Consider the following 24,906-nt stretch of genomic DNA (forward strand, 5'->3'; position numbering starts at 1 on the left):
CGCGATGCCGAGTCGTTCGACAAGCGCCAGAGGGGCGATCTGGCTCGATCTGCAGGCGGTGGAGGCCTGGATCGACGGGTACCGGGTGTTCGACGACCTGAGCCTGCACCTGCGCTGCGGGGAGCACACGGCACTCCTGGGGCCAAATGGCTCAGGCAAGAGTTCGCTAGTGAAACTGATCAGCCGCAGCCTGTATCCGGTGGTGCGTGCGGGCTCCCATCTCAAGCTCTTCGGGTCGGACACGGTGAACCTCTGGCAGCTGCGCCAGCGCCTGGGGCTCGTCGCCAGCGATCTTGAAGCCCGCATCCCCGCTGGGCTGATCGGCAGAGAACTGCTGCTGGCCGCCTTCTACGGGGCGATCAGTCTCGGGCGGGATCGCCATCCCAGTGCTGAACAGATCGAGCGCTGCGAGCGCTTACTGCAGGAGCTCGAGCTGGAGGACCAGGCCGATCAGCCCTTCGGCCGTCTCTCCGACGGCCAGAAACGCCGCTTCCTGCTCGCTCGGGCCCTCGTGCATCAACCCGAAGTGGTCGTTCTGGATGAACCCACCAATGCCCTCGATCTCAAGGCCAAGCACCACCTTCTCAACCAGTTGCGCCGTCTGATGGCCACAGGCACCACCCTGGTGATAGTGACGCACCAGCTCGACGCGATCCCACCGGAGATGGAGCGGGTCATCGGCCTGCGCCAAGGCCGGGTCATCCTCGATGGCCATCCGGACCAGGTGCTGGCGGATCGCCCCCTCTCCGACCTGTTCGACACCCCCCTACGCATTGTGACCGCTTCCGGCTACCGACAGGTGCTGCCCGGATGAGCAAACTGGGCGATCAGCCCAGCCAGGACGCTTCGTGATTCTGATGATCCTGCCGGCGCTCACCCTGATGGGTGGCGGTGCACTCGGCAGTCGCTTCCATCCCGGCCATCGCCTTCGCGGCATGATCGCTCACCTGGTGGGAGGCCTGGTGCTGGGCACCGCCGCCGCCGACCTAATGCCCGCAGCCAGCCGCAGCGGTCATCCTCTGGCCCTGGCGCTTGGCTTCTGCTTGGGCTTCTCCCTGCTGCTGGTGATCAATGCAGTGCTCAAAGAGCCGGAGCTCCCCAGCGATGGGGTGCGGGCGCGGCCGCTGGCCATCCTGCTGCTGCCCTTTTTAGTCGACAGCCTGATCGATGGACTGGTGGTGGGCATCAGCAGTGAAGCCACCAGCAACGGTTGGATCATTCCGATCGCCGTGGCCCTGGAGATGGGCCTGGCCGCCCTTGGAGTGGGCACCCTGCTCGGGCGGGGTGCCGGCCGTTGGCGCAGCAGCCTGGCCGGAGTGCTGATGGGCCTGACCTATCTGCTCGGTTTAGGCGTGAGCCAATGGTTGGGCGACTGGTTGCGGGGCTCCGCCCTCACCGGCCTGCTCGCCTTCGGAACCGCAGCCCTGATTTATCTGGTGGTGGAGGAAGTGATGAAGGAGGCCCATGCCGATGGGGAAGATGATTCCGGCGTGGTGAATCTGGCCTTTTTCATCGGCTTGCTCGTGGTGTGGTTGCTCGACAGCGTCCAGGCCTGATCATGGGGTGGGAGCGATGCAACCGACTCAAACCGCTGCCGGCCCTGCTCGGCGGCCTGCTGCTGGGGCTCCCTGGCGCCGACGCGGCGAACGCCAACGACTGCCGCAGCCTGCTGCAACTTGGCGAGCGGGAGGCGCCGCTCAACCGGATGGCGATGGCGACCTGGCTGCTTCGCTGCCTCAACGCAGCCGCTCTCCCCATGGCAGAAGCGGAACGCCTGCGGCGGGAGTATGCGGCAGAGCTCGCTGCCTTGCAGTTTCGGATCGATGCCCTCGAGAGCCGTAGCACCGAGCTGGAAGCTCAGCGATTCAGCACGACCACCAGCCTGCGGGGCACCACCACGGTGGTGGTGGGGGGCAACGCCTTTTTCGGCACCCAGGATTCCACCCTCACAGACACGAGAGCGACCTATGGCGCTGGGGTGGTCAATTACGACCAGAAACTGATTCTCAAAACCAGCTTCACGGGCCGAGATCTGCTCAACATTCGCCTGCGGGCGGGTGACTTTGACAGTGACCGCAATAGCTTCGGCGGCGGCGGCCCCAGTCGTCTATCGGAACTGGAGGTGGCGTTTCAGGAAGGGCCCACCCCAAACCTGCTGGGAATCAATCGCGCCTACTACCAATTCCCGCTTGGATCCAACCTGCGCGCCACCGTGGGCGGCCGGGTGAACCAGTCGGTGATGCTCGGGCTTCGACCCACCGTCTATCCCGACGACACGGTGCTCGATCTGTTCACCCAGGGGGGAGCCTCAGGTGCTTACAGCAGCAATCTCGGGGTCGGTGCTGGCCTGATCTGGTCGCAGGACGGTCTTCGTCTCAGCGGTCAGTACATCGCCGGCAATGGCCAGAACGGCAGCAACAGCGGCGGTGTCTTCGGCGCGAATGCCGGCAGCAGCACCACCGTGCAGATCGGCTATCAGGGCACCAACTGGCGACTGGCGGCCGCAGCGGCCTGGATCGAAAACGGATTCGGGATCATCGATTACGGCAGTCCGTTTGTGCTCTCGAGCTACGAGAATCCCGGCCTCACCAGCAGCTACGCCCTCAGCGGCACCTGGCAACCGCAACGGACTGGCTGGCGGCCCTCGATCAGTGCCGGTTGGGGCCTGAACCAAACCCGCTACGACCCGCAGGTGCGATCCACTGGGCTGGTGTCCACCAGTCAGTCATGGACGCTGGCCCTGCAGTGGGAGGACGTGCTGCTTCAGGGCAATGCCATGGGGGGAGCCATCGGCCAGCCGATCGTCGCCACCGCCCTGGTGGGGGGAACCACGCCGAATGACAGCAGTTTCGTCGCGGAATGGTGGTATCAGGCCCGGATCACAGATGCGATCACGATGACGCCGGCCCTGTTCTGGCTCAGCCGCCCTTTGGGGGCCGACACCCCTGCGGGCACGGCACTGGCCCAACTGGGGCTCTTGCTGAAAACGACCCTGCACTTCTGAGCCGGGCCACTGGAGGTTGGCAGCAGCTGTCATAACCTCGCTGCGCGATGTTGCTCTCGCCATGCACAGCAATGCCAGGATCGATGCGCTGGAGCTCATGCTCACCGACCTGCGCACCCGCAACGAACCGATCCGGCACAAAGCGGCATTCCGTGGCTGCCAGCCGGAGTTTCAGGCCCTGGTGAGCCAACTGATCGAGCAGCTGGAAACGGAATTGCTCGACCAGAAGCGTCGGCACAGAAATGACAAGGGCGCTTAGGAGCTGGCAGCCCTTGGCACCAGCACCAGAAACAGCAGCCACCAGGCGCTCACGGCCACGGTGACCAAGGCGGTGAGCCAAATCCAATGCAGCAAAACCCAGCTGCCAACAATCGCTCCCACACCGGTCAGGAGAATCGACCAGGGCTGACACCACCAAGGCTTCAGGCTCCAGAACGACGGAACCGACTCCGGCTCGGTGTGGCTCATCGCAGCTGCATCAGGTCACCGCGTTCATGCAGGGCCGAGAGGGCGTCGTATCCGCCAAGAAGGGTGCCATCCACAAACACCTGGGGGAACGTGGACATGCCGCTGCGGCCGTGCCAATGATGGAAGGCATCGTCGTGATCAACGCGGAACACCTGATGGGGCACCTCGGCACTGCTGAGCAGACGAAGGGCGCGGGCGCACCAAGGGCAACCGGGAAGAACGGCGATCTCCACCCGGGAGGGCAACGCTTGCCAGGGCGAAACCTGGGTTGATGGCGCCGGCATCGGAGCTGTAACCGGATGGGAGCCGACCGCCACAGCCACCTTGGGCTGGTCGAGCACGCCGAGCAGCAACTCCACCCCTTTGAGCACCAGGGTGCCCGGTTCGAGATGGCCACCCCACACCTGACAGGCACCATCGGAAAGACTCAGATGCAGGTGAGCGCCTTGGGGCGAGACGGTTCCATTGAGGGTGATGATCTCAAGATCTCCCTCCAGCACAGTGGGCTCAGGGCGACCGGGGCACTGAAAGGCTGCGCGGCTGAGATTCCCCACCACGCCGAGCACGAAACCGGAACACTGCTGCTCCCTTGCCAGGGTGTCCAGAAACACCTTGAGATCCTGACCGGGTGCCAATGTCAGCGGCAGCGCTCGCATACCTACGGAATTCGGCCTTTAAACGCGGCCAGGTTACCGCTCACTGGGAAGGTGACTGTCCCTCGCTCGGAAGCTGGCGGTCAAACGTTGTGCGGCCGAAGGTTTTTTCCGTGATCGCATGGATGCGGCCGGAGCGATTCAGCTCCACGATCGACACATCCAGCGCTGTACCCAGAGGGCTGCCGGCTGGAAAGGCAAAGCCATAGGTCTGATCCGCCAGGGAAAAACTGGCGAGCTTGAAGCCATTGTTGGGATTCTGCTGCTGGTAGTAGCGCAGCACAGGTCGGTCGAACATCACACCGTGCACCTTGCCTTGCTTGAGCAGGCTGATCGCCGCGTCCAGGTTGGCTGCCGCCGTGGGCCTGGCTCCGTAGATCCGCGCCCACACCGCACTGGTGGTGCCCTCCACCACCGCAATCGGCTCCCCGGCCAGCGCTTCCGGACGCTGGATCGTGCCCGGTGCCCAGCGGGAGAACGACACCGTGAAGGCCGAAGCCAGACCGGCGGTGACAGATGACAGGGCCACCAGCGACAGCACCATCCAGACCCCGGCAATGGTGCGACCTGTGCGCGACAGGGGCGCCCGATCGCCGTATCCCACCGTGGTGAGGGTCACCAGTGCGAACCACATCCCGTTGCCGACGCCGTGGAAGTAGTGCCGCGGGAACTGTTCATAGTTGCGCCGCCGTTCCGCCAACCAGATCAGGTTGCCGACGATGAACAGCAACAGCATCAACACCCCCAGCGATGAGAGAGCGGCCCAACCGAAAAAGGGAGCGAGGCGGGAGAGCAGACCTGGCGGCCGGATCGGCACCAGAAGACCGAGCTGACCATGGAAATAGGGCTGACTGAAATCGATCGCTTTCTGGGCCAGTCGATCCGGTGTGATGCTCAGCGGTCCGATCGCCAGGTCAACCTGTCGCTCGGCCACCGCCTTGAGATTGGCCTCAGCATTGGCTTGACGCACCAACACGAACGGTTGATCGAGTTGATCGGCGACCTCACGCCACACCTCCACGCTGATCCCGGAGAAGGCATCGTCGCGCTCAAACACAAAGGGAGGACTGCCGCTGACGCCCACCCGGATCGTGGCGGGCAGCCCGGCCTCGAGGGCAAGGCCTCGACTGCCGATGGCCAGGCCGGAGAGGGCCAGCAGGGAACAGAGCAGGGACAGCCGTTGGCGCAACGTGCTCCCTCCGTGAGACTGGGCCATGGCTATCACAGGGGATCAGCCCTGATCGAGCCGACGCACAATCCAGGCCATGGCAGCCAGGGATCCGGCAAGAGCAATCAGAAGGGCGATGGTCATGGCGGAGCGCTCAGTGTGCGAGGGGAGCACTCAGGTTTGCATTGCCATCAGCCAGCAACCAGTCGGCCACTTCCATGCGCAGAGCGAAGGCGCATTCGTGCTGCCCAAGTTGCTCAAGCCAAAGCAGGCGCTGCTCGAGATAACGGACGGTCTCGCGTTCCGGGTGGTGCGGGCAGTCGGATGACGCCACAATGCAACCGCGCAGGCTCGCTCAGGCTGCAGCAGCGGATGTCCCTTCGTATGCCATTGAGATCACACCGGCTCGGACTAACCGCATGAAGGACAACGCCATGGCGAGAGGAGAGGTCCTGTGGCGCTGGGGAGAGGAGGAACTCGTGATGCTGCCGCAACGTGCCCTCTGGCGTCCTGAAAGCCGCCAGTTGCTGGTGGCCGATCTCCATCTCGGCAAGGCGGAACTGTTCCAGGCCCATGGCATTCCCCTGCCCAGCGATGGAGACCAGGCCACCTTCGACCGCCTAATCGACCTCTGCGATCGCCTCGAACCTGACGAGGTGATCGTGCTCGGCGATCTAATCCATGGCCGCCTCGGGCTCACCCCATCCCTGCATCAGCGCCTGCGCAGCCTCCCTGAAGCCTGCGGCTGCGCGGTCCGCCTGATCGGTGGCAACCACGACCGGGGCAGTGATCTGGAGGGTCTTCCGCATCAACCCAGCCAGCGACTCGGTGCCCTCTGGCTGAGCCATGAACCGGAGCCGCAACCGTCGTCATCGCTGCTCAACATCTGCGGCCACGTGCATCCCGTGGCACGCCTCAGGCAAGGCTGCGATGGCCTGCGTCTGCCCTGCTTCGCCTTCCATGCCTCCGACCAGCAATTGCTGATTCCGGCCTTCGGGGAGTTGACGGGAGGGCATGAGTGCGGCCAGCGTTACCGCAAATGGCTGGTGGCTGAGAATGCCATCGTTCCTTGGCTCGATCCGCTCTCCCACTCTCCAAGCAGAAGGCTGGCCCGGTGAAACGCGGATCCTCCCCTTCCGGCACCGCTGAACGCCAGCCCAAACGGCGGCGCTCGCCGGCGCCACGCCGACGCCGCAAGCGGGGATTGCGCAAACGCTGGGTGGTGATCGGTTTGCCCCTGCTCACCTTTGCCGGGCTCCTGGCTCTGGCGCCACCCACCCCGGAAGCCCCCAGCAAGAAACAAACAGCCACCAACGAAGCGTCCTTGGAGGAGGGCGCGGAGGCCGGCACGTTCCGTTATCTGCCCGATGATGAGGTGTATGCCCTCGATTTCGACCCGCGCAAAGTGCGGGTGGGCCTCCTGGAGGGTTGGGACCGCGAACAGGATGCCTTCCAAGACACGGCCGCCCTGGCTTACGTGTCAGGCCCGATGTATGAACGGCATGTGGACAGCGGTGGTCAGGAGATCACCGTGCCCCTGGGCGATCTCAAGCTGGGGCAGCGGATCTGGAAGGGCCGCAACCGTACGGCTGCTCTGCAGAGGGCCTATGTGGGCATCGCCCACGACGGCAGCGTCGACTTCGGCTACGGCGCCCTAACCCCGGAACGGGAACAGCGCTACGACACCTTCATCGGCGGTTTGCACAGCATCTACAACGATCTGGAGGAGCCGCCCGAGAGCTACAAGGGGGCCTACAGCATCAGCATGGGCCAGCGCATCCGCTATTACCTGCCCAGGATCCGAATGATCTTCGGGCTCAAGCAGGACGGCCGCCTTGAGATGCTGATGAGCAAAGACGGGCTCACCCTCGAGCAGACCAGGGATCTGGCCCGCCGCCGCGGACTGGTCGCCGCCTACATGCCCGACCATGCCTCCAAGAGCCGCCTGATTATTCCTGGGGTGAAGGGCTTCACCGAGGAAGACGCCAACTGGATCAGCGGCGGCGCCACCAGTTTTGTGCATGTGCCCTACCTGCTGCGGCTGAGTGAGCGACGTTTCGCCCTGGAAGGCAATCTGATGGCCAACCTCAGCAGCCGCGTCGGGATGGGTGCCCACTGCGATGGACCGATCCGGTGCAGTCAGTGGCTCGGAGGCCGATTGATCGACCGAGCCCTCGCCGGCCTGAACCGCGTCATGGAGCAAGGTGTGGAACCGATCGCCCGAATGATCTGGCCACCGCGCCAACCCTCCCCCGATCCATCGGCACCCTCAGGCGCCGCGCCTGCCACCGCCGTGCGCGAGCGCTCACCCCTGCCGGAACCGCCGATCACCGCTGATCCCCTGGTGCTGCAAGACCCGGAACCACTCCGCACTCCCTCCCTGATGGATGACCCTGTGCTGCCGGAAGCCGATGCCCAGGCAACCCCGCGTCCGAGTCTTCCCCCCGACCTGCCACCGCCTCTGGTGGTGCAGGACGAAGAGCCTGTGGAAGCGACAGCGGCAGCCCCAAGCTCATCGCCAACGACACCGCGCCGGGAACCGGTGATCGGTGCGCCGCCACCGCCGGTGCTGCCGCCGCCCCTGCCCTAACGCCGGAACAGGCCGTTGCAGTCGCCCTGAGGCGGCTTGCTGAAACAGACATTGTCGGGAGACCAGTAGCCGATGGCGGGAAAGCGCAAGCCCTGCCGCCTGGCCTCCGCGTTCACCGCGTCCACACCCCGGGCCGTGACCACCACGTGGCCAGGTTGCTCCACCTGATCCAGAAACTTCTGTTCCTTCATTTCCTGGGCTGCAACGACAGGGGAGGGCAGCAACAGGGTGCCAAGCAGGGGCAGAGCGGTTTTCAGAGCAGACAGAGACATGACGACAAACGTTGACGATTCAGCTGTGATCAGTTGGCTTTCACCACCACGGGCGTGCCGACATCCACCATGTTGAACACCTTCACCACATCGGAATTGAGCATGCGAATGCATCCGAGGCTCACGGCCGCACGCAGCTTGACCCAGTTGGGCCAGGCGGTGCCGTGAATGGCATATTCACCCGAACCCAAAGTGAAGTAAGCCATGTAACGCACGCCCACGGGATTCTTCGGCCCTGGGGCGATCACTTTGCCGTGCTTGTGATACACGGGTTTGGCTTCCTTCCGGGTGATCGCGTAGTCACCAGGAGGAGTGGGAGATTCGGGAGCACCGATCGCTACAGGGAAGCGGGCCACCGGCTCCCCATCATCGAGAATCGTGAGGTACCGCTCCTTGAGGCTCACTTCAACGGTGCGCTCCGCCCGGACCGGACTGGCCGCGGCGGTCGCCAGCACCCCGGCTCCGGCAACGATGGCGAAGCGCTTGAACAGAGCGGAACCCATGGGGTGGAGGCAACAGCAGCGGCAGCATTGTGACGCAAAGGGGTTGGCAGTAACGTCGCCACGTTTTTATGAAGGCTTCAGGCGATGCGCGGATGGATGCTCACGGCAGCGCTCGGCGCCTCCCTGACCCTGCCGGCCGTGGGGGCCCGGGCAGGCTTTTCGCCGGAGGAACTGGCCGGCCATGAAGTCACCGAAATCCAGGCCACCGTCACCACGGTGATTCCGAGTGAAAAGGTGCTGGAAATCGAAGACCCCCAGGGCCACACCGAAGTGCTCACGGTGGGCAGCGATCTCACACCCCTGGCGCTGCAGCCCGGCGATCGAGTGAAGCTCTCGATCCTCGATGGCCTGGTCGTGGATCTGGAACCCTCCCAGGAGCAGGAGCTCAGCTTCAGCAGGGAAGACATCATCCTGCCGATGGACATGGGGCAGATGACCAAGGGCATGCGCGTGGCCCTGGCCTCGGGAACAGCGCGCGTGATCCGGATCGACCGCCAGGATCACAGCATCAGCCTGATGGGCCCCCTTGGCGGCATCCACAATCTAGATGTGCTCAACGCTCAGGGGGATGACGACTTCGCTGACCTCAAAACGGGCGACCTGGTGGACTTCCGTCTGATCCAACCGATGGCGCTCAGCGTGCGCAAGCTGCCGGCATCGAGTCTCACCAAGGCTCCGACTGGCGCCGCTCCAACCTCGGTGCGAACGGTGCGCCCCTCCGCGTCGCTCAAAGCTGAGCTGCTCGAGTCCTTCGAATTCGCCCATCTCGATGGCACCGTCACCCAAGTAATGGATGACGGCCAGGCGTTTGTGGTGCGGGGGCCGGAGGGTCACAGCATCACCCTGTCGGCAGGCCTCGATCTCGGCCGCACGGGCCTTCGCTCGGGCGATCAGGTGTCCGTCGATTTCCTGGAGGGCCTGGTGGTGGACCTGCTGCCAGCCTCAGCGACGCAGCTGACAGTCGCAAGGGAAACCGTGATCCTGGCCAGTGCGTTTGGTCCGGTGCCCAAGGGCACCCGGGTGACCATGGCCACCGGAACGGCCGAAGTGGTGCGGATCGCCAGAAAGGATCACACGATCAGCCTGCTCGGACCGGATGGCCATGTGCACAATCTCGATGTGCGCCGAGCCCTGGAACAGGAGGCTCTGACCTCGCTGCAAGTGGGTGATCTGGTGGATTTCCGCCTGATCCAACCGATTGCCTACGCGATTCAGCGACAAGCAACCGGCAGGAGCTGAGGTCAGGCCTCCGCACCGGAGGCCAGCGCCCGCACCACATCGCCGCGGGTGATGACACCGATGGGTTTCTGCTGATCATCGACAACGATCAAGCGCTGGGTGCTGCGTTCATGCAACAGAGACGCAGCCCGTGGCAGGGGCAAGGCGGCCGCGCAGGTGTGGCTGTCGCGGCGCATCAGGTCGTTCACCGCCGTGCCCAGCACCTGATGGACCTGCCGATCCCAGTGCAGGGGATTGCGGAGGTAGATCACGCTGTCGAGCAGCATCACGTAAGGACCCACATCCACACCGCTCTCGCGCACCATCAGATCCTGTTCCGTGATCTCTCCAACCAGGACCCCCGAGGCATCCACCACTGGCAGGCCGCTGATGTGGTGATCACTCATCAGCGCCACGGCCTCCTGCAGAGGGGTCTCCGGCGTGACCGTCAGCACCGGCGTGGTCATCACCTCACGAACCGACTGCTGGAGCACCATGGAACACATGCGAGTGCAGGCATTCTGAGCCTTGAACAACCCATGTCGCATCTGGGCTGACCGCGTCACGGTGATGCGGGCGATCGCGGGGCTGCCCTTGATTCTCTGCCTGGTGACCGGCCAGGAAGGCATCGCCTGGCTCCTGCTCCTGCTCGGTGGTGCGAGCGACGCCCTCGACGGCTGGCTGGCCCGACGGGCGGGCGCCGGCAGCAGCTGGGGCGCACGCCTGGATCCCCTGGCCGACAAGCTGCTGATCCTGGCCCCCCTGCTCGCGCTCACGGCCCGGCAAACCTTGCCCGCCTGGGCGGTGTGGCTGCTGCTGGCCAGGGAAATGCTGATCTCCGGCTGGCGACGGGACGCCCAGGATGGAGCCCCCGCCTCAAGCGGGGGAAAAGCAAAGACGCTGCTGCAGTTCCTCAGTCTCTTGCTGCTGCTCTGGCCCGAGTCCTGGGGGGTCGCCGGCCTGGTGGATGGGCTGCGGCGCCTGGGCTGGTGGCTGTTCTGGCCCTCCCTTGCCCTGGCGCTGCAATCAGCCCTGCTGTATCTCAGGCCGCGCCGATCAGGGTCTGATCAGCGCTGAGGTCCGGGGCCGGACCCGGATCGCGATGGAAGTCGCGGACATAACTGTCGTGGAAGGCGGACGCCGCATCGAAGCGGGGGCTCCAGGCCAGTTCACGTTCCACCCGGGTGATATCGGTGAGGAAATGGCTGATGCGCAGCGGGAAGGCCTTGCGCGCCTTGGGATCGAGGCCACTCGGATCGAAAAAGCGCACATCGACACTCTGCGGCTCCTTGCCGGCCGCAAGAGCCGCTGCCGCCACCAACCCATTGAAGGTGATGCCACGACGGGAGGAACAGTTGTAGATCCGATTGGTGGCGGCATCGACAGCCAGCGACCGCACCATGGCCTCGGCCAGATCCTCCACATGGCCCACCTGGGTGATCGTGGTGCCATCGCCGGGAACCGGCACCGGCAGGTCATGGTGGATGCGCGCGAAGAACCAGCGCTCAATCGGGTTGTAATTGCCAGGCCCCACGATGTAAGTGGGGCGGAAGCTGGTGAAAGGAATGCCCTCCGCCTGCAGCCAGGCCTCGGTGTGGGCCTTGCCGACATGGCGACTCGCCGGATCCAGAGCGCTGTCTTCATCGAGAGGCCACTGCTCCGAGGCGGCGTACACACCGGCTGAGCTCACGTAAAGAAAGCGATGGCTGGGACTGCCTGTGTGGTCGAGCACAAGGCGACTGTCGTCCAGCGTGCGACCGGAGCTGTCGATGATCACCTCAAAGCGCCGGCCCTGGAGTTGCTGCAGATCAGAGGCCTTGGTGCGATCACCACAGCAATGCTCCACCCCATCCGGCACCCCCTGACGCCCGCGGGTGAACAGGGTGAGGGCATGGCCCTGCGCCAGCAGAGCTGCCACCAGGGGCCTGCCGACGAAGCGGGTTCCCCCCATCACGAGGATGTTCACAACTCATGCAGCGGTTGAGGCGCCATTGAAGCGCGTGCGGCGTTGCTGCTGAAAGCCAGCAACGCCGGCAAGATGCCTGCGGTCTAGGCACCGAGGCTGCGATGAACGATCTGGCAAGAGCGTCCCTGAAGACCCTCGTGGCCAGTGGGTTGGGCATCGCGGTGATGGAGTGGGCCAATCGCGGGCCGTACCTCTCACTCACATTGATCACAACCGTGTTGTTCATCAGCGAAAACGACACAGCCCCTGTGCGCCGGAGCGTGATCGCTGTCGAAGGTGCCGCGATCGGTGTGGTGGTGGGGATGGCGTGCCACAGCTTCGCGAGCAACTGGCTCACCCTGAGCATCGCCCTGCTGATCACCCATTGCCTCGTCACCCAACTGCGGTTGGAAGCGGGCCGGGGGATGGCCTACCTGGGTTGCTGGTCCATGAGTCTGTTCTGGCAAGCCGACACCCGCTTTCACTGGGCCATGTTGATCAACCTGGTCGTGGCCGCGGCCGTGGGCATCGTGATGGCCCATCTGGCCACACTCGCCTTCTTTCCTCGCCTGCGTCGCGATCGTGCCCAGGCTCTGGATCAACTGATCAGCCAAGCTCTGGAACAACGCACTGAGCAGGTACGGCACTGGCTCCTCAACGGTGGCGAGCGACCTACCGCCGACCGCCTTGATGCCATTCAGACGGCGATCCTCCAGCTCACCCAGCTGGTGCAAACAGCGCCAGCACAGGATCACCGCAGACGACGGCTGCGTTCCCGATGGCGCCAGAACGGCCTGCTCTGGCAACAATGCCTGCGTCATTGGACCCTCTTGGAGCAGCAGCTGCTGCACGGTGAGCCACTGGCGGCGCAACCCTTGCTGATCAGCCTCGAACAGCTCCAGGATCTGGTCGACTCGCTGCGCCTGGGCCAGTGGAGCGAAAGCCTGCGCCGCGGCGAGCGGCTCAACGCCACTCTGCAGAGCCAGAGAACTTCGGAGACGACGGAGGGCAACACCGCCCTCAGCACCCTCACTAGCCGAGCCCAACTGCAGGTGGTGCTCAACCTGCTCACCAGCCGAGCCCAGCTCGGAGCGTCCCTCACCAAAGCCTGAGGGATGGCAGCACCGCAATCCCATCGCATTGCCCTGCGTCTCATCGTTGTGGTGGGTCTTCTGCAGGGCCTGGCCCAGATCAGCGGACTGGCCTTTGGCTATTACGCCTCGTTGGCCTGCCTCAGTGTGATGAGTGGCACCTACGGCAACACCCTGGAATTGGGCCGCCAACGGGTCATCGGCACGGTGCTGGGCGGGGTGATCCTCTTCTTTGCCTTTAAGGGGTTCGTGGGAATTCCCCTGGCGTTGGCGTTGCCTCTGGCCTTGCTGCTGGCCCGCCTTGTGGCCGGGGCGTTCGGGCTCACCGTGGGCTATACCGTGTGTTGCTTCGTGGTGGCCATCGGCTGGCTGAAACACGAAAACGTCTACGACAGCTGGATCAGCCTGCGCATTTTCTGGACCTCTCTGGGGGTGATCGTGAGCCTCCTGGCCCTGCGACTGATCTGGCCCTCACGGGCCCGGATGGAGCAACGCCTCGGCCTGCTCAAGCTGTTGGTGGACCTGGCCAGCACCCTGGAGGCCCACATCCAACGGGAGCAGCAGATCCTGCTCTGCGACGAGGAACAGACGCACAGCACGCTCGTGCGCCACGACAGAAAGGAGTTGCAAGAGCGACTGGACGGCCACCGCCAGACCCTGCTGCAACTGCGCAGCAGCCGGCCCGCCGCCATGCGGGAACTCGGTGCCAGAGCCGCCGATCACCCGGTCGCCAGGATGTGGGTGCTGCTCGATGGAGCCGCCTTCACCCTGATCCTGGCGATGGCGGAACTGAGTCGGTTGCCGGTGATCCCCATGGGATTGTCGGCGCTGCAGGCAGCGGCGGAGGAACGTCGGCAGCGGGCCGAGGCGATCGTGGCCCGACTGAGGCTTTGGGAATCCAGCCTCGGCAGATCCATGGTGCTACCGCCTGCTCCGGCCGACACCTGGAGCCTCCGTGGCCTATCAGCGCCCCATCGTCAAAACCTGGAGCAGGCATTCCAGACCCTCACGGAACAGGAACGGAGCGGACTGGCCAGCCGCCTGTTCCAGATCGATCGGATCGACCAGATGCTGCGGGAGGTGGAGGTGAGCTGGGGCCAGATCATCCAACCTCGCCAGGCCCCCTTGATCGAGTCGATCGGCGCCCCTGACCGATGAAAGCCGAGGATGGACGGCTGCAGAGTGCTGGCTGTCATGGAGATCATTCCCGCCATCGACCTCCTGGGTGGGGCCTGTGTGCGCCTGCACCAGGGGGATTACAACCAGGTGACTCGGTTCAGCGATGATCCGGTCGCACAGGCGATGAGCTGGCAGAACCAGGGAGCCCGCCGTCTCCATCTGGTGGACCTGGATGGCGCCAAAAGCGGCGAGCCCGTGAACGACAGCGCCGTGCGCGCGATCACGGCCGCTCTCTCCATCCCCGTGCAACTCGGTGGTGGCGTCCGCACCATTGAACGCGCCGAAGCGTTGCTGGCCTGCGGCCTTGACCGGGTGATTCTGGGCACCGCAGCGCTGGAGAACCCCGAGCTGGTGAAGACGCTGGCGTCACGCCATCCCGGCCGGATCGTGGTGGGCATCGATGCGCGCGATGGAAAGGTGGCGACGCGCGGCTGGTTGGAGACCAGCAACACGGAGGCCACGGGGCTGGCTGCAGCGCTGAGCAGCACCGGCATCGCCGCAATCATCAGCACCGACATCGCCACCGACGGCACCCTGCAGGGCCCGAATCTGGCGGCGCTCCGGTCCATGGCCGCAGCGAGTGCGGTGCCGGTGATCGCCTCCGGCGGCGTGGGCTGCATGGCCGATCTGCTGGCCCTGCTGGCCCTCGAACCCATGGGCATCTGCGGTGTGGTCGTGGGTCGGGCGCTCTATGACGGTCGCATCGACCTGGCAGAGGCAATCAAAGCCCTGGCCACGGAGCGGTTGCAGGACCCGCCGACAGGAACGGTGCGCAGCTGTTGATCGGCGGAAAGCATGCGCTTGCCTTGCGCTTTAAGGTGAAGTCATTCCTGATTCGCCTGTGAGCGGAGCGTCTGCCTCCATCGACCCGCAAGGGAAGCGCGCCATCGAAGGCGGCGTGCAGATCGCCTTTGAGCGTTGCCGGGAACTTGGGATGCGTCTGAGTCGGCAACGACGCATGGTGCTCGATCTGCTCTGGAGTGAGGCCAGCCATCTCAGCGCCCGAGACATTTTTGAAAAGCTCAATGCCCGCGGACGCCACATCGGCCACACGTCCGTGTACCAAAACCTCGAAGCGCTGCAGAGCGCCGGTGTGATCGAGTGTCTCGATCGGGCTAACGGCCGTCTCTACGGCTACCGCAGCGATCCCCACAGCCATCTGACCTGTCTGGATTCCGGCCAGATCGAGGATCTGGACATCGAACTTCCCGAAGACCTACTGCGTTCGATTGAAGAGCGCACCGGCTATCGCATCGAGTCGTACACCCTGCAATTGAACGGCCGTCCTGTGGCTGAACCCGACTGATCCACCGTTGCACTCTGGAGCGGAAGCGCTGCCCTCGTTACGTTGTCGGCAACCATGAGCCTCCGGGGATGCCGTTGTGAGCAGCGCGAACACCGAACTCCTCCTGCTCGCCCCTGAACTGCTCGGCGAATCCCTGGCCCTCCAGCTCAGCCAGCGCTTCTCCGATCTTGAGATCAGGCTCAAGGCCGAGGCTCTCAGTGGATGTCCCTGCCTGGTGATCTGGTCGATCGAGCCAGCAAGCACCCTCGACACCATCCGCCGGGAGCTTCGCCATCTGCAGGAGCGTTGGCAGCCCGCCGCTCTGCTGCTGCTGCTTCCGGCCCATCTGCAGCTGAGCTCAAGCGATCTGCTGACCCTGGATTGCCCCGGTCTGTTGCAGGACCCGGATGTGCAGACCCTGGCGGAGGCGATCACCACCCTTCGCGGAGGGGGACGGGTGGTGCGACTACGGCAGGAGCGCGCGGCGGCTGAAGCCACGACGCCCGACTCGACCATGGGGCTGGGGCAATGGCTGCTGGTGAGCGGTCTGCAACAAATCAGCCAAGATCTTCAGGTGATCGAAGCGCTGCTGACTCCCCCGCCGGAGCACCTGCTGCTGCGCCTTTTGCTGGAGGGCCGTCAGCGGGAACTGCGCAGTGCCCGTGATCTTTTGCTCTGGCTCTGGGGGCCCCTGGAGGTGGGCCTGGCCGATGCCGTGCCGCTTCGCCGCTCTAGCGATCGGCCTGCCCACTCCCGTGATGAAGCGACGGAGGACACCATGGCGATCACCCTGCGTGAGCGCCACGCCACCGCGGTGTGGGCCGCCATTCAGGAGCGGCTCAATGGCGCCGTGAGCGCGGGGCTGGGCAACGCCACCGGCAGCCTGCTGGCGATCGAAGGGCTCCATCCGGAACGGCGTCGAGACCTGCTGCTGGCACTTCTCCAGCAACTCGACCGGGTGATGGCACGACTGCGAAGCGAGGGCAACCTCGAGGGAACCCTGCAGGACAACTGGCATGCCCTGCAACCGGAACTGCGACGCCAGGCCCTGCAGGCCATGGCTGGCAGCTACGTGCGACTGCCCCAGGGCGAGAGTCTCCAGCCCGTGGCCGCCTCCCTCCTCGCCCAGGCTGATTTCGATCAGGGGGATGACGAGCTACCCGATCCCCGCCGCATGCTTGAACCTCTCCTGCTCGACCAGCCGGTGCTGGTGGACGGCCAGCTGTTGCCAGCGGATCATCCCCGGGCCCTGCTGCAGCTGGAGACCCTGGTGAGCAACTGGCTGGTGCGCACCGCCGAACTGATCAGCGCCGAACTGATCAGCGCCTGCAGCGCCTGGCCGGAACTGCGTCGCTACCTGCTCGATCAGCGCCTGATCTCCACCCGGGAGCTCGAGCGACTGCGCAACCAACTCAACAATCAAAACCGCTGGCAAGACTGGATTCAGCGACCGATTCGCCTCTACGAAAGCCGTCGGTTGCTGTATCGGCTCAAGGCCGGTCGCATCGAACCGCTGTTGCTCACCGAGCCCCGCGATGTTGAGTTGCAACAACTCGGTTGGTGGCAACAACAGGTGGCTCTGGTGCTCGAAGCCCGTGATGCCCTGGCCCCGCAGATTCAGGCCTTGGTGCGCACGATCGGAGATCTGATGGTCGTGGTGCTGACTCAGGTGGTGGGACGGGCCATCGGACTGATCGGTCGGGGCATCGCCCAGGGCATGGGACGGAGCCTGAGCAGCCGGCCAGCCGGCCGTGGCTGAGCCGGAGCGTCAGAATGCCGCCTGCTCCGGAGATCGGATGGCCCGCCTGCTGCAAGCGCTGCTTAGTGTCTGTCTCGCCTTTCTGCTGATCGTGCCGCCAGCCCAAGCGGGCCGCGACGACGACGCTTACGACGGCAACATCTTTGCCCTCTATGCCGGCAACGGCTCCCTGGTGCCACCCGCCACCAGCCTCGACGACGCCCTGGCCGCGGGTCGCACGAGTGTGCTCGTCTTCTATCTCGATGACAGCCGCACGAGCAAAGCCTTTGCCCCCTCCGTCTCCGAACTGCAACGGCTCTGGACCCGAAACATCGATCTGATGCCCCTCACCACCGACGCCCTTCAGGATCGCGTCGATCAGGGCCCGACCGACCCGGCCCATTACTGGGGCGGACACATCCCGCAAGTGGTGGTCATCGATGGTGCGGGCTCCGTGCTCCTCGACGCCACGGGGCAGGTGCCCCTCGACCGGATCAACGCGGCCATCAGCAAGGCGACGGGATTGCCGGCCCCGGAAGGGAGCAGCACCAGCCTCAGTTTCAATGAGCTGAACACCGAGATCCAGACCCGCTGACTGTCAGGGGCCTGATCGGTCCAGCGAAAGCGCTTACGCTGCGCGGCTGAACATTCGGTCGGATGACCGCTGGGGCATGGCCGCGTTGATGCTGGTTCTTCTGATCCTCGGGCTGGCGGTGGCCTGGCTCGAAGCACGGCATCGCCTTCGCCCCGCTTCGCCACTCCGCCTCACCCCCCTCGACTGGCAGGTCCAGGCAATCGATCAGGGCCTCCTGATCAGCGGCTGGCTTGACATCCACAACCCCCATCCCCGCATGGAGGTGATGGTGCCCGAGCTCACGATCCAGCCTGTGCTGCTCGGTCAGCAGGACCTCAGCGACCTGCAAACCCAGACCCGGGTCACCCCCCATCACCCCGATGAGGACGCCCGACCCGATGGGTACTGGGCCGCTTACATCGTCAAGGGACGCAAAACCACTCGGGTTGAGGTGGAGATCCGGATCAGCGACCCCGCCGCGTCGTCCCTGGCGGGGCGCGTCGACACGCTCTGGGCCGAGGTGCAGTGGGTGAACTATGGCCCCTTCGGACGCCTGCAACGCCGCCAGGGCGTGGTGGTGCCCGTGCGCCGCCCAGAGGTGCTGGAGCCGGATCAGGTCGTGTTCCGCAAGGGCGAGGGTTGCACCGTGCTGCCCATCCGAACCCATCTGCTCGGCCCACTCGATGACACGATCGAGGTGCTGCGGACCTACGCCGGCCACCTGGTGCAACCGGGTGATGTTCTCACCATCGGAGAAACCCCGGTGGCCGTGATCCAGGGTCGCTACCAGCACCCCTCGATGGTGGAACCCGGCTGGCTGGCCCGCCTGCTCTGCCGCGTGTTTCATCCCACCAGCAGCCTCGCCACCGCTTGCGGGTTGCAGACCCTGATCGACCAGGTGGGGCCGACCCGGGTGTTGGTGGCCTGGGGTCTGGGCCTGGCCCTGAAGCTGGTGGGAAGCCCGGGCGGTTTCTATCGACTCGCCGGCGACCAGGCCCGGCTGATCGACGACATCACCGGCACGACGCCGCCCTACGACCAAACCATCGTGCTCGGGCCTGAGGCACCGGAGGCGCTGTGCCAGGCGGCGGCATCAGCTCTCGGGGTGGATGTTGCGATCGTGGATGTCAATGACCTGGGCCGCGTCAAAGTGCTCGCCTCGAACCAACACTGCGATCACACCTTGCTGCATCGCGCCCTGCGTCCGAACCCGGCAGGCAACGCCAATGAACGCACTCCCCTCGTGCTTGTGCGCCCGGCCTGACAACGCGGCATCTCGCCACGGGAGATACATTGAAGTCACTCTTGTTGAGTGTTCCGGTGGAGTCTTCCGGCAGCTCCCTTCGGGTTGAGCCGCTCCGGGCGGCTCACCTTCATGGTCTCCAGACCGAGGGCTTGGGCGACGACCTGCCCCGGTTTCAGAGGTTGTTGCTGCGCAGCCTGGTGGCACGGCTCGATGGTCTCTGGCCCGGTGAGCCGATCACGCGCCAACCGCGGGTGCTCGTGGCTCTCGAGCAGGGAATCCTCCGAGCCCTTGTTCAGGTGCGTCCCTACAACCGGCAGTGGAGCTGCTGGTTGCTGTCACTCGAAGAGCTCAGCCCCGGCCAGTGGGTGGGCCGGCGTCAACTTCTGAAAGCCCTGCTGCAACAAGCCCTGCTCGGCACTGATGTCCGCTCCCGCAGCTGGGTGATCCGTTGCGACAGCAGCTGCGATGAGCAACTGGATGTGCTGCGCGAACTGGGCTTTCAGCCCCTGAAAACCCAGCGCATCTGGAGGCCAGGGAACGCGGATGCCAGTCAGCCTGCAGCTCTCCCTCACACCCCCACTCCCCTGCCGACCACCTGTCAGTGGAGTCCCTTAAACCGGCGCACAGCTCCCCTGCTCTGGCCCCTGGAACAGGCGGCAAGTTCCAGTCACCTGCGCCAGATCATTGATCGACGCTACCCCGATCTCCTGGATCAATCCGGACGTCACACCGGCGTTCTGCTCTGGGACAGCGGTGAAGCATCGGTCGCCATCGCAGGCCTCGTCCGCCAGGAACTGGCGGACGGGTCGTTCGGGATCGAGCTATTGCGGGATGTGGCCTGGGATGAGCGTCTTAGTCAGGCATTGCCGGCCCTGCTGGATCAGCTCCTGACGCAGCGACCAGCCGTCGTCCTCGTGACCGACCAGGCGGACTCGCCCCTGAGCCAGCTGCTGACCACGGGAGGCTGGCACCCCCTCAGGGAGGAACTCCTCCTCGGCCGCAGCCTCTGGCGGCAACACGGACGCAGCCGGGCCGTTCCCCTCACCCATCCGCTCGACACCATGCTCGGGCGCCTGCAGCCCCAGCATCCTCCGCTGCCCACCCCGAGTTTGGGGCGGCGTTGAGCCAGCCGATGGCCAACGCCAGACCACGACCTCGCTCCGGCTTGAGTCTCGATGTGGGCCGCCGCCGCATCGGCCTGGCCGGCTGCGACCCCCTCGGCATCACCGTGCGCCCCCTGGCAGCCCTCCAGCGCCGTCGCTTTCCCGAGGATCTGGCCCACTTGCGCGACCTCTGCCGCCAACGGCGCGTCGAACTGCTGGTGGTGGGACTTCCCCTGGATCGCAACGGAGAGCCCACTGAACAAGCGATGCATTGCAAACGCTACGGCCTGCGGCTGGCACAAGCCCTGCAGCTGCCCCTGGCCTGGATCAATGAACACAGCAGCAGCTGGGCGGCCGGCGAGGCGCTCGGACTTCACGGCGATCGCAGTGGACAGCTCGACAGTGCGGCGGCAGCCCTGCTGCTCGAGCAGTGGCTGCGGGAAGGCCCCGAACCGGAACCGGTGACCGCGGCGGCCTCGGAGCGTGGCACAAGACCCGACGATGCAGGATCCTGGAGGAACAGCGCAAGCCAGACATGAGCGCCAGCGGAACGGGGAACAGCGGTGAGGTCCCGACTGTTCTGGTCAAAGACAGTGGCGGACGGGATCTGCTCTGCTTCCTGGAGCAGCTGATTCCCCTCGATGGGGAGGATTACGCCCTGCTCACTCCGGTCGACACCCCGGTCTGCCTGTTCCGTCTCAAGGACGGCGAGGATCCGGAGCTGATCGATGCGATTGCCGACAGCGAGCCAATCCTTTCCGTGGCCGATGTGGTGCTTCAGGAGCATGACCTCACCCTGGTGCGCTCTGCCGTCACCCTCACGGTGAGCGGCGAACTCGACGAGCCCGACCCGGATGACCTCGACGATGAGGGCGAGGACGACGACGACTCGGAAACCTACGAGCTGCTGGTGAGCTTCCTGGTGGAGGAACAGGAATATGGTCTTTACATCCCACTGGATCCCTTCTTCGTGGTGGCTCGCATGGTCGATGGTGCGGCGGAGCTGGTGGAAGGGGAAGCGTTTGATCGCATTCAGCCCAGGATCGAGGCCGAGCTCGAGGAACGGGAGCTGCCCAACTGATGAGCCACCACTGGCTGCAACCCGACTGGGATCCCGGCGTCACCGTGGCGCAACTGCCGCTGCAGCCCCTGATGCACCGTGGCATCCACGCTCTGCTCCTCGATGTGGATCGCACCCTGTTGCCCGGCCATGACGTGACCCTGCCGGCGCCGGTGCTCACCTGGGCCACCGAAGCGCGCCGACATCTGAACCTGCACCTCTTCAGCAACAATCCCTCACGGCAGCGGATCGGCGCCGTGGCCGACCAGCTCCAGGTTGAGTTCACCAGCGGTGCGGCGAAACCCCGGCGGGCAGCACTCCGTCGTGTGCTGCACCAGCTCCAGCTCAAACCAGAGGAGATGGCGATCGTGGGCGATCGCCTCTTCACCGATGTGCTGGCCGGCAATCGGCTGGGGCTATTCACTGTGTTGGTGCGTCCGCTCCGAGCTGATGGCACACCCTGTCGCCATGACCGGGTGCAGCGGCTGGAGCGGCAGGTCGCCCGTTGGATGGGGGCAGGGCGTCGATGACGCTGCGGGTGGTGAAAGTGGGCACCAGCCTGCTCCGCGGCGACAACGGCTCTTCCACCTCAGCCGTGATCGGCTGGCTGGCTGATGCGCTCGCCGCGAGTCTGATCCAGGGCGATCGCACGGTGCTCGTAAGCAGTGGGGCCGTGGGCCTGGGCTGCCGGCGCCTGGGGCTGAGCCATCGCCCCGACAACGTGGTGGCCCTGCAGGCGGCCGCAGCCGTAGGCCAGGGACACCTGATGGGCCTCTACGAAGAAGCGATGGCCCGCCATGGTCAGCCCGTGGCGCAGGTGCTGCTCACCCGCTCCGATCTCGCCGACCGACGCAGCTACCGCACCGCTTCAGCCACCCTGCACCAGCTTCTCGACTGGGGTGTGCTGCCGGTGGTCAACGAGAACGACACCGTGTCCTCAGCGGAATTGCGCTTCGGCGACAACGACACCCTCTCGGCCCTGGTGGCGGCGGCTGTGGAGGCCGATGAGTTGATCCTGCTCACGGATGTGGATCGTCTCTACACCGCCGATCCCCGCACCGATGCCAATGCCCATCCGATCACGGATGTGCACCATCCCGCCGAGCTGGCCCGCCTTCAGGATGGGGCCGGTGATGGCGGCCGCTGGGGAACCGGAGGCATGACCACCAAACTGGCAGCCGCACGGATCGCCACGGCCAGCGGCATCACCGTGCACCTGGCCGATGGCCGGCAACGCGAGGTGCTCGAGAAACTGCTCAGCGGTGGCCGGGGCGGCACCGTGTTCCATCCCCACCCCGAACCGCTGGGAAACCGTAAAAGCTGGCTCGCCCATGCCCTTCGGCCCCAGGGGGATCTCAGGCTCGACAACGGTGCCTGCAACGCTGTGGAACAACGCGGCGCCTCTCTACTCCTGGTGGGGATCACCGCCGTGGAAGGCCAGTTTGCCGCCAACCAACCGATCCGACTGCTCGCAGCCGATGGTCGGGAAGTGGCGCGTGGGTTGAGCTCATGGAGCAGCGAAGCGCTTCAGCGGGCCCTGACCCAGGCCCCAGCCACCGCCAGCGGCTCCCCCGTTGTGGTGCATCGCGATGCCCTCGTGCTCACCACGCCTACGATCCGCCCGCAGGACACCTGAATCATGCGTTTCAGTCAGTTGGTTGCGGCGCTGCAGGCGGGCGAGGCCGGCCTTCTCCGCCACGGACTCGGGTGCGACCCTCAGTTGCACTCCGCTGCCTCCCTCGAGAAGGCCACGGCCGATCAACTGAGTTTCCTGGAGCCTGGCAATGCTCTGGTCCAGGCGCTGGCCAGCAGTGCGGTGGGAGCCGTTTTGCTCCCGGATCAGGACGAGCTGGTGCAGCAGGCGCAATCGCGCCAGCTGGCCTGGGCCGTGTGCAAAGACCCGCGCCTGGCCTTCGCGGAATCGCTCGAGCAACTCCATCCAAGGCGTCTTCCCCAGGCGGGCATCCACCCCACGGCGGTGATCGGTGATCGCGTCGAACTCGGTGCCGGTGTCTCGATCGGCGCCCATGTCTGCATCCAGGACGGCAGCCGGATCGGCAGCCAGAGCGTGATCCACCCCGGTGTGGTGATCTATGACGACGTGGTGGTGGGCGAGCGCTGCGAAGTGCATGCCAATGCCGTGTTGCACCCCGGCTCTCGCCTGGGGAACCGTTGTGTCGTTCACTCGAACGCCGTGGTGGGATCGGAGGGGTTCGGCTTCGTGCCCACTGCCCGCGGCTGGCGCAAGATGCCCCAGACCGGCCTGGTGGTGCTGGAGGAGGGCGTCGAGGTGGGCTGCGGCAGCACGATCGACCGCCCTGCCGTGGGCGAAACACGCATTGGTGCCGGCACCAAGATCGACAATCTGGTGCAGATCGGCCATGGCGTGGAAACCGGTCGAGGTTGTGCCCTGGCCTCCCAGGTGGGCATCGCCGGCGGTGCCCGCCTCGGGGATGGCGTGATTCTTGCCGGCCAGGTGGGTGTGGCCAACAGAGCGGTGATCGGCGACCGGGCCATCGCCAGCTCCAAGAGCGGCATCCACGGAGAGATCGCTGCGGGGGAGGTCGTGAGCGGCTACCCGGCGATCCCCAACCGCCTCTGGCTCCGTTGCTCCGCCGCCTTCAGCAAATTGCCCGAACTGGCGAAACAGCTCCGGGAGCTCAAGCGTGCCCAGGAGACGGGAACCACCCCTCAGTAGTCTCGCCGCGTCAGGTCTTGGCTCTGGTTCCATGCGTCACCATCGCGTTGTTCTGCTGCCCGGTGACGGGATCGGTCCGGAGATCACGGCGGTCGCTCGAATGCTGCTGGAGGCCGTGGCGGCAAGGCACGGTTTTGCGATCCAGTTTGATGAGCAGTTGATCGGGGGGGCCGCGATCGACGCCACGGGTGTCCCCCTGCCTGAAAACAGCCTCGAGGCCTGCCGCGGCGCCGATGCGGTGTTGCTCGCGGCAATCGGCAGCCCCCGTTTCGATGCCCTGCCCCGAGAGCAACGCCCGGAAAGCGGTCTCCTCGCCCTGCGCTCCGGCCTGGGACTGTTTGCCAACCTCAGACCGGTGAAGATTGTTCCGGCCCTGAGCGCCGCCAGCAGCCTCAAAACAGAGGTGATCGAAGGAGTCGATCTGCTCGTGGTGCGCGAACTCACCGGTGGCATCTATTTCGGTCAGCCCAAAGGACGGGTGACGGCCGATGGAGAGGAGCGGGGCTTCAACACCATGACCTACTCCGCCTCCGAAGTCGACCGGATCGCCAGGGTCGCTTTCGAGCTAGCGAAAGAGCGCCGCGGCCAACTCTGTTCGGTGGACAAGGCGAATGTGCTGGATGTGAGTCAGCTCTGGCGCGACCGGGTCGAGGCCATGGCTGCCGCCCATCCGGAGGTCAGCGTGAGCCATCTCTATGTCGACAACGCCGCCATGCAGCTGGTGCGCGATCCGCGCCAATTTGATGTGCTGCTTACGGGCAACCTGTTCGGCGACATCCTCAGCGATGAAGCGGCGATGCTCACCGGCTCAATCGGCATGCTGCCCTCCGCTTCCCTCGGCAGTGAAGGGCCCGGCCTGTTTGAACCCGTGCACGGCTCAGCGCCTGACATCGCTGGTCAGGACAAGGCCAATCCAATGGCGATGGTGCTGTCTGCCGCCATGATGCTGCGCATCGGTCTGAAGGAGACGGAGGCTGCCGATGCGCTCGAAGCGGCGGTGGACCGGGTGCTCGCTGCCGGTTACCGCACCGGAGACCTGATGGCCGAGGGCTGTACACCCCTCGGCTGTCGTGCCATGGGTGAACAGCTGCTGGCCCACTGCAACGGTTGA

Annotated in this window: 30 protein-coding genes; 22 read left to right on the forward strand and 8 right to left on the reverse strand. The window is 65.3% G+C overall.

Annotation, left to right across the window (positions count from 1 at the left end):
• Window positions 1-4: 4 nt before the first annotated feature.
• The 4 genes from SynWH8101_RS07485 (at window position 5) to SynWH8101_RS07500 (ending at window position 3,263) form a co-directional block, all read left to right on the forward strand.
• On the forward strand, window positions 5-814 hold the full coding sequence (locus tag SynWH8101_RS07485) for an ABC transporter ATP-binding protein (RefSeq protein WP_130129227.1): 810 nt from the start codon (window positions 5-7) through the stop codon (window positions 812-814).
• Between the two features lie 43 nt (window positions 815-857).
• Window positions 858-1,556, forward strand: coding sequence for a ZIP family metal transporter (locus SynWH8101_RS07490; RefSeq protein WP_254427910.1), 699 nt, complete (start codon window positions 858-860; stop codon window positions 1,554-1,556).
• 2 nt (window positions 1,557-1,558) lie between these two features.
• Window positions 1,559-3,004 carry an iron uptake porin gene (locus tag SynWH8101_RS07495; protein ID WP_254427911.1) on the forward strand — a complete coding sequence of 482 codons (1,446 nt, stop codon included), beginning with the start codon at window positions 1,559-1,561 and terminating at the stop codon, window positions 3,002-3,004.
• Window positions 3,005-3,065: 61 nt separating this feature from the next.
• Window positions 3,066-3,263 carry a hypothetical protein gene (locus SynWH8101_RS07500; protein ID WP_130129229.1) on the forward strand — a complete coding sequence of 66 codons (198 nt, stop codon included), beginning with the start codon at window positions 3,066-3,068 and terminating at the stop codon, window positions 3,261-3,263.
• Here the strand turns inward: SynWH8101_RS07500 and SynWH8101_RS07505 are convergent.
• The 4 genes from SynWH8101_RS07505 to SynWH8101_RS07520 all read right to left on the reverse strand — a co-directional run bounded on the left by SynWH8101_RS07505 (window position 3,260) and on the right by SynWH8101_RS07520 (window position 5,627).
• A complete protein-coding gene (locus SynWH8101_RS07505) occupies window positions 3,260-3,472 on the reverse strand; it encodes a DUF6737 family protein (protein WP_130129230.1) in 213 nt (70 codons plus the stop codon). The two genes, SynWH8101_RS07500 and SynWH8101_RS07505, sit on opposite strands and share 4 nt — an antisense overlap.
• Window positions 3,469-4,128 carry a PCC domain-containing protein gene (locus tag SynWH8101_RS07510; protein ID WP_130129231.1) on the reverse strand — a complete coding sequence of 220 codons (660 nt, stop codon included), beginning with the start codon at window positions 4,126-4,128 and terminating at the stop codon, window positions 3,469-3,471. The genes SynWH8101_RS07505 and SynWH8101_RS07510 overlap by 4 nt, the downstream gene beginning before the upstream one ends.
• Before the next feature lie 40 nt (window positions 4,129-4,168).
• Entirely contained in the window at window positions 4,169-5,341 is a 1,173-nt protein-coding gene (locus SynWH8101_RS07515) for a transporter substrate-binding domain-containing protein (protein WP_254427912.1), read from the reverse strand.
• Between the two features lie 106 nt (window positions 5,342-5,447).
• On the reverse strand, window positions 5,448-5,627 hold the full coding sequence (locus SynWH8101_RS07520; RefSeq protein ID WP_130129232.1) for a hypothetical protein: 180 nt from the start codon (window positions 5,625-5,627) through the stop codon (window positions 5,448-5,450).
• 85 nt (window positions 5,628-5,712) lie between these two features.
• On the opposite strand from SynWH8101_RS07520, the gene pdeM reads away from it, so the two are divergent.
• Both pdeM and SynWH8101_RS07530 read left to right on the forward strand, forming a co-directional pair.
• Window positions 5,713-6,411: a ligase-associated DNA damage response endonuclease PdeM gene (pdeM, locus tag SynWH8101_RS07525; RefSeq protein ID WP_130129233.1), complete on the forward strand. Its 699-nt coding sequence runs from the start codon at window positions 5,713-5,715 to the stop codon at window positions 6,409-6,411.
• On the forward strand, window positions 6,408-7,883 hold the full coding sequence (locus SynWH8101_RS07530; protein ID WP_130129234.1) for a hypothetical protein: 1,476 nt from the start codon (window positions 6,408-6,410) through the stop codon (window positions 7,881-7,883). Before pdeM ends, SynWH8101_RS07530 begins: the two co-directional genes overlap by 4 nt.
• Here SynWH8101_RS07530 and SynWH8101_RS07535 read toward each other — a convergent pair.
• Window positions 7,880-8,155 (reverse strand): hypothetical protein, encoded by a 276-nt coding sequence (locus SynWH8101_RS07535; RefSeq protein ID WP_174719504.1) that lies wholly within the window; start codon window positions 8,153-8,155, stop codon window positions 7,880-7,882. The genes SynWH8101_RS07530 and SynWH8101_RS07535 overlap by 4 nt on opposite strands.
• 29 nt (window positions 8,156-8,184) lie before the next feature.
• Entirely contained in the window at window positions 8,185-8,658 is a 474-nt protein-coding gene (locus SynWH8101_RS07540; protein WP_130129235.1) for a L,D-transpeptidase, read from the reverse strand.
• Window positions 8,659-8,742: 84 nt separating this feature from the next.
• On the opposite strand from SynWH8101_RS07540, the gene SynWH8101_RS07545 reads away from it, so the two are divergent.
• Window positions 8,743-9,897, forward strand: coding sequence for a hypothetical protein (locus tag SynWH8101_RS07545; protein ID WP_254427913.1), 1,155 nt, complete (start codon window positions 8,743-8,745; stop codon window positions 9,895-9,897).
• A 2-nt stretch (window positions 9,898-9,899) separates the two neighbouring features.
• On the opposite strand, the gene SynWH8101_RS07550 is transcribed toward SynWH8101_RS07545, so the two are convergent.
• Window positions 9,900-10,373, reverse strand: coding sequence for a CBS domain-containing protein (locus SynWH8101_RS07550; protein WP_130129236.1), 474 nt, complete (start codon window positions 10,371-10,373; stop codon window positions 9,900-9,902).
• A 31-nt stretch (window positions 10,374-10,404) separates the two neighbouring features.
• Here SynWH8101_RS07550 and SynWH8101_RS07555 point away from each other — a divergent pair, with 31 nt between their 5' ends.
• Window positions 10,405-10,953 carry a CDP-alcohol phosphatidyltransferase family protein gene (locus SynWH8101_RS07555; RefSeq protein WP_130129237.1) on the forward strand — a complete coding sequence of 183 codons (549 nt, stop codon included), beginning with the start codon at window positions 10,405-10,407 and terminating at the stop codon, window positions 10,951-10,953.
• Here the strand turns inward: SynWH8101_RS07555 and SynWH8101_RS07560 are convergent.
• On the reverse strand, window positions 10,919-11,842 hold the full coding sequence (locus SynWH8101_RS07560) for an NAD-dependent epimerase/dehydratase family protein (protein WP_130129238.1): 924 nt from the start codon (window positions 11,840-11,842) through the stop codon (window positions 10,919-10,921). The genes SynWH8101_RS07555 and SynWH8101_RS07560 overlap by 35 nt on opposite strands.
• Before the next feature lie 101 nt (window positions 11,843-11,943).
• Here SynWH8101_RS07560 and SynWH8101_RS07565 point away from each other — a divergent pair, with 101 nt between their 5' ends.
• The 14 genes from SynWH8101_RS07565 (at window position 11,944) to leuB (ending at window position 24,906) form a co-directional block, all read left to right on the forward strand.
• Entirely contained in the window at window positions 11,944-12,933 is a 990-nt protein-coding gene (locus SynWH8101_RS07565) for a hypothetical protein (protein ID WP_130129239.1), read from the forward strand.
• 3 nt (window positions 12,934-12,936) lie between these two features.
• The gene (locus SynWH8101_RS07570) at window positions 12,937-14,070 is read left to right on the forward strand and encodes an FUSC family protein (RefSeq protein ID WP_130129240.1); all 1,134 of its coding nucleotides are present in this window, start codon (window positions 12,937-12,939) and stop codon (window positions 14,068-14,070) included.
• A gap of 36 nt (window positions 14,071-14,106) precedes the next feature.
• A complete protein-coding gene (gene hisA, locus SynWH8101_RS07575; protein ID WP_130129241.1) occupies window positions 14,107-14,874 on the forward strand; it encodes a 1-(5-phosphoribosyl)-5-[(5-phosphoribosylamino)methylideneamino]imidazole-4-carboxamide isomerase in 768 nt (255 codons plus the stop codon).
• Between the two features lie 151 nt (window positions 14,875-15,025).
• The gene (locus tag SynWH8101_RS07580; RefSeq protein WP_254428115.1) at window positions 15,026-15,397 is read left to right on the forward strand and encodes a Fur family transcriptional regulator; all 372 of its coding nucleotides are present in this window, start codon (window positions 15,026-15,028) and stop codon (window positions 15,395-15,397) included.
• A gap of 76 nt (window positions 15,398-15,473) precedes the next feature.
• On the forward strand, window positions 15,474-17,135 hold the full coding sequence (locus SynWH8101_RS07585) for a DUF3685 domain-containing protein (protein WP_130129243.1): 1,662 nt from the start codon (window positions 15,474-15,476) through the stop codon (window positions 17,133-17,135).
• A 37-nt stretch (window positions 17,136-17,172) separates the two neighbouring features.
• Complete coding sequence (locus SynWH8101_RS07590) at window positions 17,173-17,709, forward strand: thylakoid membrane photosystem I accumulation factor (protein WP_130129244.1); 537 nt, start codon at window positions 17,173-17,175, stop codon at window positions 17,707-17,709.
• 76 nt (window positions 17,710-17,785) lie between these two features.
• Complete coding sequence (locus SynWH8101_RS07595; protein ID WP_130129245.1) at window positions 17,786-18,952, forward strand: F420-0:Gamma-glutamyl ligase; 1,167 nt, start codon at window positions 17,786-17,788, stop codon at window positions 18,950-18,952.
• 56 nt (window positions 18,953-19,008) lie between these two features.
• Complete coding sequence (locus SynWH8101_RS07600; RefSeq protein ID WP_130129246.1) at window positions 19,009-20,058, forward strand: hypothetical protein; 1,050 nt, start codon at window positions 19,009-19,011, stop codon at window positions 20,056-20,058.
• Between the two features lie 8 nt (window positions 20,059-20,066).
• Window positions 20,067-20,576 (forward strand): Holliday junction resolvase RuvX, encoded by a 510-nt coding sequence (gene ruvX / locus SynWH8101_RS07605; RefSeq protein ID WP_130129247.1) that lies wholly within the window; start codon window positions 20,067-20,069, stop codon window positions 20,574-20,576.
• Window positions 20,573-21,118 (forward strand): DUF3727 domain-containing protein, encoded by a 546-nt coding sequence (locus SynWH8101_RS07610; protein ID WP_130129248.1) that lies wholly within the window; start codon window positions 20,573-20,575, stop codon window positions 21,116-21,118. Before ruvX ends, SynWH8101_RS07610 begins: the two co-directional genes overlap by 4 nt.
• Window positions 21,118-21,627 (forward strand): YqeG family HAD IIIA-type phosphatase, encoded by a 510-nt coding sequence (locus tag SynWH8101_RS07615; protein ID WP_130129249.1) that lies wholly within the window; start codon window positions 21,118-21,120, stop codon window positions 21,625-21,627. Before SynWH8101_RS07610 ends, SynWH8101_RS07615 begins: the two co-directional genes overlap by 1 nt.
• On the forward strand, window positions 21,624-22,733 hold the full coding sequence (gene proB / locus SynWH8101_RS07620) for a glutamate 5-kinase (protein WP_130129250.1): 1,110 nt from the start codon (window positions 21,624-21,626) through the stop codon (window positions 22,731-22,733). Before SynWH8101_RS07615 ends, proB begins: the two co-directional genes overlap by 4 nt.
• A gap of 3 nt (window positions 22,734-22,736) precedes the next feature.
• Window positions 22,737-23,795: a UDP-3-O-(3-hydroxymyristoyl)glucosamine N-acyltransferase gene (gene lpxD / locus SynWH8101_RS07625; RefSeq protein WP_130129251.1), complete on the forward strand. Its 1,059-nt coding sequence runs from the start codon at window positions 22,737-22,739 to the stop codon at window positions 23,793-23,795.
• Between the two features lie 31 nt (window positions 23,796-23,826).
• Window positions 23,827-24,906, forward strand: coding sequence for a 3-isopropylmalate dehydrogenase (gene leuB / locus SynWH8101_RS07630; RefSeq protein ID WP_130129252.1), 1,080 nt, complete (start codon window positions 23,827-23,829; stop codon window positions 24,904-24,906).

Origin of the sequence: Synechococcus sp. WH 8101 (assembly GCF_004209775.1) — a bacterium.
Classification (GTDB): domain Bacteria; phylum Cyanobacteriota; class Cyanobacteriia; order PCC-6307; family Cyanobiaceae; genus Synechococcus_C.